The following is an 8,052-nucleotide window of genomic DNA, read 5'->3' on the forward strand; positions in this document are numbered from 1 at the left end:
AATCTTGATAGAGCACTTTCTATACTAAAAAACATGTTCATTCATGGAGGATATATGTCCGACCTATTGGTGCTACTTATCTTCGTTAGTATGTCTTTTGCCATTTTGGCTGTTATCAAGCTTATTGCCAACCTTATAAAGTCAGAACAATTATGATGATGTCCTTATTTTTAATTACTGGTTTAGTTACTGTCGTGTGGTTGTTTGTTGCTTTATGGAGGGCTTAAATGTCTAGTGCTCTTATCTTAACGGCAGTTTTTATTGCTGTTCTTTTTATTACTGTAAAGCCGTTGGGACTTTACATGCTTCCTATGTGCGAAGGACGCTCACCCTCAGTGCTATCTAAACTAGATCCTTGGTTACTAAAATTTACTGGGGGAAACTCAGGAAAACAAACTTGGAAAGAATATGCCTTTTGCCTTATCTTATTTAATTTGTTGGGCATTGTAGTTTTATATGCTCTACAAAGACTTCAACATGTTCTTCCTTTAAATGTTGAGCATTTAGGACCAGTTGAGAGTTTGAGCGCTTTTAATACTGCTGTTTCTTTTATTACCAATACTAACTGGCAAGGATATGCTGGTGAAAGTACTATGGGCTATTTAGTCCAAATGGCTGGAATTGGTGTTCAAAACTTCTTATCAGCCGCAACAGGAATTGCAGTTGCTTTTGTTCTAATGCGTTCTTTTGTCCTAAAAGAACAGGCTTATATAGGCAATTTCTTTGCTGACATTACTCGTATTAGCATTTACCTCTTACTCCCACTTTCTATTATTTATGCACTGTTTCTAGTAAGCCAAGGAGTAATTCAAAATTTTGATGAGTATATAAATGTTAATACCATTGCAGGTGGCAGCCAAACATTACCAATGGGCCCAGTAGCATCACAAGAGGCTATCAAACTACTAGGAACCAATGGTGGTGGCTTCTTTAATGCAAATTCAGCTCATCCATTTGAAAACCCTACTGCTCTGAGCAACTTCTCACAATGTTTGGCTATTTTCCTAATTCCAGCAGCTCTATGCTATACCTTTGGAGCTTTAATAAAAGATAAAGCCCAAGGTTTAACCTTACTATCAACCATGACTTTAATTTTTGGAATTTGTGTAGCCTTTTTTATTGCTTTTGAATCAGAGCAATCCAAGATTTTACTGTCATTAGGATCCGATAGCTCTTTTATGAACCTAGAGGGTAAAGAGCTACGCTTTGACTTAGGTCATACATCCTTATTTAGTACTGTGACTACTGCTGCATCTTGTGGTGCTGTAAATAATATGCATGATAGTCTTAACCCTATCTCAGGCATGATTACTATGCTTTTAATGCAACTAGGTGAAATTGTCTTTGGAGGCGTGGGATCAGGCTTTTATGGCATTATCATCATGGTTTTAACTACAGTATTTATTTGCGGCTTAATGGTAGGACACACTCCACTTTATTTGGGCAAAAAGATTGGCTCCTTACAAATGAAGTTAGTCTGTTTAGCAATGTTAACCACTCCTTGTTTAGTCTTGTTAGCAACTGCCATTACTTGCCTTTTAGATTTTAATTTAAGTTCTTTGAACAATACAGGCACTCACGGTTTTAGTGAATATCTTTATGCCTTTAGTTCTGCTGCTAATAATAATGGCTCTGCCTTTGCTGGATTAAATGCTAACACTCCATATTTTAATATTATGACTGCCCTATGCATGTTCTTTGGACGCTTTATTCCTATTATTTGTGTACTGGCCTTAGCAGGTAGCTTTGCTACTCAATCTTTTGCAGCTAAAAGTGCCGCTAGTATAAACACTAAAGGAATATTCTTTACCATTCTCCTATTTAGCGTAATTTTACTTGTTGGTGCTCTTACCTATATGCCAGCACTATCTTTAGGCCCAATTGCAGAGCATTTAGCCTCTTTTTAAGAAGAATTAAAAATGTCTAACTATAAAACTAACCATGCTTTTGACAAGGAACTTTTAATAAATGCCTTGATTCAAAGCTTTAAAAATCTGTCACCTAAAGAGCAAATTAAAAACAAGATCATGCTCATGGTCTATGTTGGAGCTATTTTTGTCACTATCTTAAGTGTAGTCTCAGCTTTAAACCTTTATCATGAACCTCCTTTATTTTGTTTTCTTTGCTCCTTAATACTTTGGTTTACTGTTTTATTCGCTAATTTTGCTCAAGCCATTGCTCAAAGTAGAGCTAAAGCTCAGGCTCAAGCTCTAAAGGGTATTAAGAAGAAAACTATTGCTTACAAACTCACCCCTAATCAAGATTTAAAAAATCTTGAACATTTGGAAACCCAAGCAGTAGATGCTATGTCTTTACATAAAGAAGATTTAGTAGTGGTAAAAGCAGGCCAAATTATTCCTTGTGATGGTCAGGTTGTAGCTGGTTTAGCCTCAGTAAATGAGTCAGCTATTACAGGTGAATCTGCACCTGTAATTAGAGGAGCAGGATGCGATACTGACTGTGTCACGGGTGGCACTACTGTACTTTCAGACATTATTGTGATTAGAGTTGAGAGCGAGGCTGGATCATCTTTCCTTGACAAGATGATTAGCATGGTTGAGGGTGCCGTTAGAAAGAAAACTCCTAATGAAGTGGCACTATCCATACTGCTTTTATGTCTTACCTTAATATTTACCTTAGTTACTTTTACATTACTGCCATTTTCTGAATTTGCTAATACGCAAAGTGCTCAAGGAAGTATTATTGGATATAGTGTTTTAGTTGTGCTTTTAGTGTGTTTAATTCCAACCACCATAGGATCTTTATTAAGCGCCATCGGAATTGCAGGTATGAGCCGTCTTTTAGGCTGTAATGTAATTGCTAAATCAGGACGAGCCGTAGAGGCTGCTGGCGATGTAGATATTTTACTATTGGATAAAACTGGCACTATTACCTACGGAAATCGTCAAGCAAGTAAGTTCTTTGCTGCTGATGGAGTCAAAATGAGCGATATGATTAGATGCTCGTTATTAGCCTCACTATCCGACACCACTCCAGAGGGACGTTCTATTGTCAGCTTAGCGCATAGCCATGGCTATAAAGACACTCTTCCAGAAAATGCTGCCTTTGTTCCTTTTTCTGCTACCAGCTGTATGTCAGGCGTAAATATTGATGGCGTAAATATCAAAAAGGGCTCTCCTAATGCTGTATTTAACCATATAAAAAATTTAGGCGGTCATGTTGACGAAAAGATTGAAGGCACGGTCAATGCTATTGCAGCATTAGGTTCAACCCCTCTTGTAGTTTGTCGCAATGATGTCATTTTAGGTGTTGTAGAGCTCAAAGATATTGTTAAAAATGGCCTTAAGGAGCGTTTTTTACAATTACGTACTATGGGCATCAAAACCGTTATGGTAACTGGTGACAATGAGCTTACCGCAGCGGCCATTGCAGCAGAGGCAGGTGTTGATGATTTTATTGCTACAGCAACTCCTGAAAAGAAATTAGAGACCATCAAACAATACCAAAATGCTGGCCACTTAGTTGCTATGACAGGTGATGGAACCAATGATGCGCCCGCACTAGCACAAGCTGATGTAGCCGTAGCTATGAATGCTGGTACCCAAAGCGCTCGTGAAGCGGCTAATATGGTAGATTTAGACTCATCTCCAACTAAACTTTTAGATGTGGTAAAGATTGGTAAACAAATGCTTATCACTCGTGGAGCTTTAACTACCTTCTCTATTGCTAATGATTTAGCTAAGTTTTTTGCTGTAATACCAGCAGCATTTGCAACAACTTATCCCCAGCTACAAGCACTCAATATTATGAACTTAGGATCGGCTCATTCTGCATTGCTATCTGCTGCTCTTTTTAATGCGCTAATTATTATTGCTTTGATTCCATTAGCTTTACATGGAGTCAATTTCAAGGCTACCTCTATCAATAAGCTTTTATTATCTAACCTTACTATTTATGGCCTAGGTGGAATTATCGTACCTTTTATTGGCATTAAGCTCATTGATATGGCTCTGTGTGCTTTAGGTATTCTCTAACTAAAATAGTAGCGTCTCCTGACTATAGGAGAGCTACTTTACTAATTGTTAATTTATTTTGGGAGAAGCGCTCTGTGCGCTAACAGATTTATGAGTATTACTCTTGGCCGCTCTGGCATTACTTTATTCAAAGCTCTCTTTTATACTTGTTTCTCTTATCTTGCTTTAATGGTAGTACTAGGCCTTATTTATCCTTTGACTGTAAATTATTTGGCTAATATCATCAACTATGATCATGCACATGGCTCCTTATTAAAGGATGAACAAGGTATTGTATTAGGTTCATCTTTAATTGGTCAGGACTACTCTCAAGATCTTAGATTTTTTCAAGCTCGTCCAAGTGCATCCAATTACAATGCATTAGCCTCAGGTGGCTATAATTTAGGCCCTACCTCAGATAAATTAGAGGCTCTTTTAAAGGAGAGAGCCTCCAATATTAAAGAAAGATATAATCTTTCTAACAACATTCCAACTGATATGCTTACAGCTTCAGCATCTGGTCTGGATTGTCATATTAGTTATCAAAACGCTCTTGCCCAAGCTCCTATAGTAGCTAAGGAGAATGGCCTAACACTAAGAACAGTATATGAGCTTATTAATAAACACACTCACAAAGAGTGGTTCTTAAGCAGCGATATAGTCAATATCAATACTCTCAACTACGATTTAATGAAATTACAAGAGTAATAAAGTGAGCGAGACCAAAACTTCAGCAAGCGCTCTATTACAGACGCAAGAAATGCACAAAAGAGGCCGTCTTAAGATTTTCTTAGGCATGGCTCCTGGTGTGGGTAAAACCTATGCCATGCTAACCGAAGCACATGAACTTAGAGACAAGGGCTTAGATGTAATAATTGGCCTAGTAGACACTCATGGCAGAGCAGATACTGCCAATCTTGTAGAGGGTCTAGAGCTCATTGAACGTAAAAAAATCATATATGAGGGTAGAAGCTTTGAAGAATTAGATGTAAAAGCTATTATCCAACGCCATCCTGCTATTGTAATTGTAGATGAAATGGCTCATTCAAATGTTCCAGGCTCTGTTCATAAAAAGAGATGGCAAGACATTGAAGATATCCTAAATGAGGGTATTACTGTCTATACAGCCCTTAATATTCAGCATTTAGAAAGCCTTAATGACATTGTCTCAAAAGTTACTGATGTTAAAGTCAGTGAAACAATACCTGATAATGTTTTTGATCGTGCCTCAGAGGTTAGATTAGTTGACTTGCCCCCAGATGATCTTATTGAGAGATTAAATGAGGGCAAGATTTACTTAAATGATATTATTCGTGTCGCTTCTGACAACTATTTTAAAAAATCTAATCTTATTGCCCTGCGTGAGCTAACCTTAAGATCTATGGTTGGTCGTGTTGATCTACAAGTTAAAACGACTAAAATCTCCAGCTCTGGCTATGGTCTAATGCTGCTTATCGACTCTATTACCTCTCAAGAGGCAATTAGAGAGGCGCTACGCATGGCTAAGAGTATTGGCTCACGTCTACATTGTGTTTGTATTGATAGCGACAATCTTTTAGATAATAAGCAAGAGCTTAGTGAAATTATGTCTTTTGCTGCATCTTTAGGCGCTAAAACCGATGCTCTTCCTGGTGATTTTCCTTATTGCATTAAAGACTATGCTAAGTCTAATAATATCAATGTCATATTATTGATCCCTGCATCTACCCGCAATTTTAATAAGAAACGCAAATTAATTAATACTCATTTACCTTATATGAGCATTGTGGCGTTACCTTATACTGTAAAGAAAATAAGCTGGTATCAAAAGCTCAGCGCATACCTAAAGCAAAAATTTAATAATATTAATGGCCTTGTCATGAGCTTGACATTAACCAGCACGATTACTTTGCTTTTGATTTATTTAAGTGCCTACATCAGAGAATCTAATTTGGTAATGTTTTATTTGCTACTGACTTTATTCATGGCAGTAAAATATGGCCTGTTTGTCTCTGTTTTTACTTCAATTATTTCAGTAATAAGTTTTGATCTCTTTATTGTTAAGCCAAGATTATCTTTTGCTATTGCTGATATGGAGTATCTAATTACCTTTGCTACTATTTTGGTACTAGGCATAGTGTCAGCTCGTCTGGTAACTCATAGTCGCTATCTCTCCCAAAATGCACGGATGAGAGAAAAACAAACACGTATTTTGTATACAGCTTCTACCAAGCTTTCTACTGCTCTTGATGATATTGAAGCATTCACCTTAATTCAAAATATCTTAAAAGAGCACTTAAATATTGTCAGTGAGTTTTGGAAAACAACAGCTGACGGGCAATGCCTACGCTTAATGACTGAACTAAAAAATGTCGACAAAGGTGTCATGAATTATGTGCAAAGTCATAAGAAAGAAGCTGGCTTTGATACCTATACTCTAAGCCAATCACGCTATTTGTATGTGCCTATCATTATTTCAGACAAGGTATATGCCATTGCTGTCTTGCAATTACAATTTGCCCAACAATGGTCAGATCCTGTTAATTCTCGTGTACTTCATGCGCTTTTGTCTCTCTTACGACAAACTCTTGAGAAAATTGTTTCAGAGGAGGAGTCTAAGAATTTACTCATGAATATGGAGGCAGAGCGTATGCGTCATACTTTAATTCAATCTTTATCTCATGATCTAAAAACCCCTCTTAGTGCTCTTATGGCTAATGCAGAACTTTTAGAGCAAAAGATTAAGACTAAAGACATTAATGAGGCATATCAACTATCTTCCTCTGTGGTTGACGGTTCACGTCGTATGGTACGACTTATGAACAACTTGCTTGATATGGCAAAACTTCAATCAGGACAAGTAGTATTAAATAAGCAATGGCTCCCTGCTGATGAAATTATTGGCTGTGCCCTTAAGAACTTTAAAGACGTATTATCGGACTATACAATTAAAATTGATGTCTCTAGTGATTGCCCATTTTTCTATGCAGATCCTATTTTAATTGATCGCCTAGTATCGAATCTTTTGGATAATGCCTTTAAATATTGCCCCAAAGGGAGCACTATTGAGATTGAAGCTCGAGAAAGAGGAGATAAGTTAACCTTAACTATTAGTGATAATGGGCCTGGTTTTTCCGACAATAATACTCAAAGACTATTCGATCCCTTTAGAAGGGGCAGTAAAGAGTCTAAGATTACAGGCATAGGACTGGGCTTAGCTATTTGTAAAACTATTGCTCGTGCTCATGACTCTGAGCTATTAGCATTAAACGCTCCTGAAGGCGGAGCATCATTTGTACTCATTATGCCTATAGTAGAAATACCTTATGATGAGGATACATTTTTATAATTTTAATGATGCGCTCCCCATAGATCCTAGTTCCGAAGTTTATTTGTAGTGTATCAATCTAAATTGGCTTATATATCAAAATATCAATGAAAGATACCGTACAAATCATTGTATGGTATCAGTTTTTACAGAATACGATATTAAAGCCATTTATTGTTAGTAGTTACGCGTGAGAATAGTCGATTTTAGCCCATATATGGGCAAAAAATTTCTGCCTTGTATTATATTATGCTATAACACAAAAATATTAGTTATAATACAACAGCTTATGTCATCATAACAGTCACTATCACTATTACTTGTATTTCTGTTTCATTTTGCTATTTTTTAAATATTATCTTTGTAATATAATACTTACTATGAGAAAAGAATTATTACCTGACTTTGCAAAACCTTATAAAACCAAGGGGTTTGATGTAAGACTCGTTCGTGGGTGTTATCAGTTATTTAAGATTTCATCTAAAAGAGTACCAGACAAATCTTACCCTGTACTTATTCAAAGCTATATTGGAACTATCACTCCGGATCAGGGGCTTATTACTAAAAAATTAACAGTTGATGATGCATCACTACTGGTCGAATATGGGCTTAGCCACTTCATCATTACTCATTACAAAAGAGAGCTTCAACGTAGCTTTTTTAATAACAGTGGGTCTATTCAGACTATCTATATGGGAATTGTTAAGTTTATGTATGGGCATACAGAGCAACGCTTTATTGCACTTACATATCTTAAGACTCTCATAAAAC

At 36.7% G+C, this 8,052-nt stretch carries 4 protein-coding genes and 1 pseudogene; all 5 read left to right on the plus strand.

Annotated features, from left to right (window positions below):
* The first annotated feature begins 227 nt into the window (after positions 1–227).
* Positions 228–1,907 carry a potassium-transporting ATPase subunit KdpA gene (kdpA, locus tag MXE38_RS11675; RefSeq protein ID WP_246915233.1) on the plus strand — a complete coding sequence of 560 codons (1,680 nt, stop codon included), beginning with the start codon at positions 228–230 and terminating at the stop codon, positions 1,905–1,907.
* Between the two features lie 12 nt (positions 1,908–1,919).
* Positions 1,920–3,995, plus strand: a complete 2,076-nt coding sequence (gene kdpB / locus MXE38_RS11680) for a potassium-transporting ATPase subunit KdpB (RefSeq protein ID WP_246915236.1) — start codon at positions 1,920–1,922, stop codon at positions 3,993–3,995.
* Positions 3,996–4,085: 90 nt separating this feature from the next.
* On the plus strand, positions 4,086–4,682 hold the full coding sequence (locus MXE38_RS11685) for a potassium-transporting ATPase subunit C (RefSeq protein WP_246915239.1): 597 nt from the start codon (positions 4,086–4,088) through the stop codon (positions 4,680–4,682).
* Between the two features lie 4 nt (positions 4,683–4,686).
* Positions 4,687–7,302 (plus strand): ATP-binding protein, encoded by a 2,616-nt coding sequence (locus tag MXE38_RS11690; RefSeq protein ID WP_246915242.1) that lies wholly within the window; start codon positions 4,687–4,689, stop codon positions 7,300–7,302.
* A 359-nt stretch (positions 7,303–7,661) separates the two neighbouring features.
* Positions 7,662–8,052: pseudogene (locus MXE38_RS11695) on the plus strand (hypothetical protein); the annotation flags it as partial.

Source organism: Anaerobiospirillum sp. NML120448 (genome assembly GCF_023050945.1).
Classification (GTDB): domain Bacteria; phylum Pseudomonadota; class Gammaproteobacteria; order Enterobacterales; family Succinivibrionaceae; genus Anaerobiospirillum.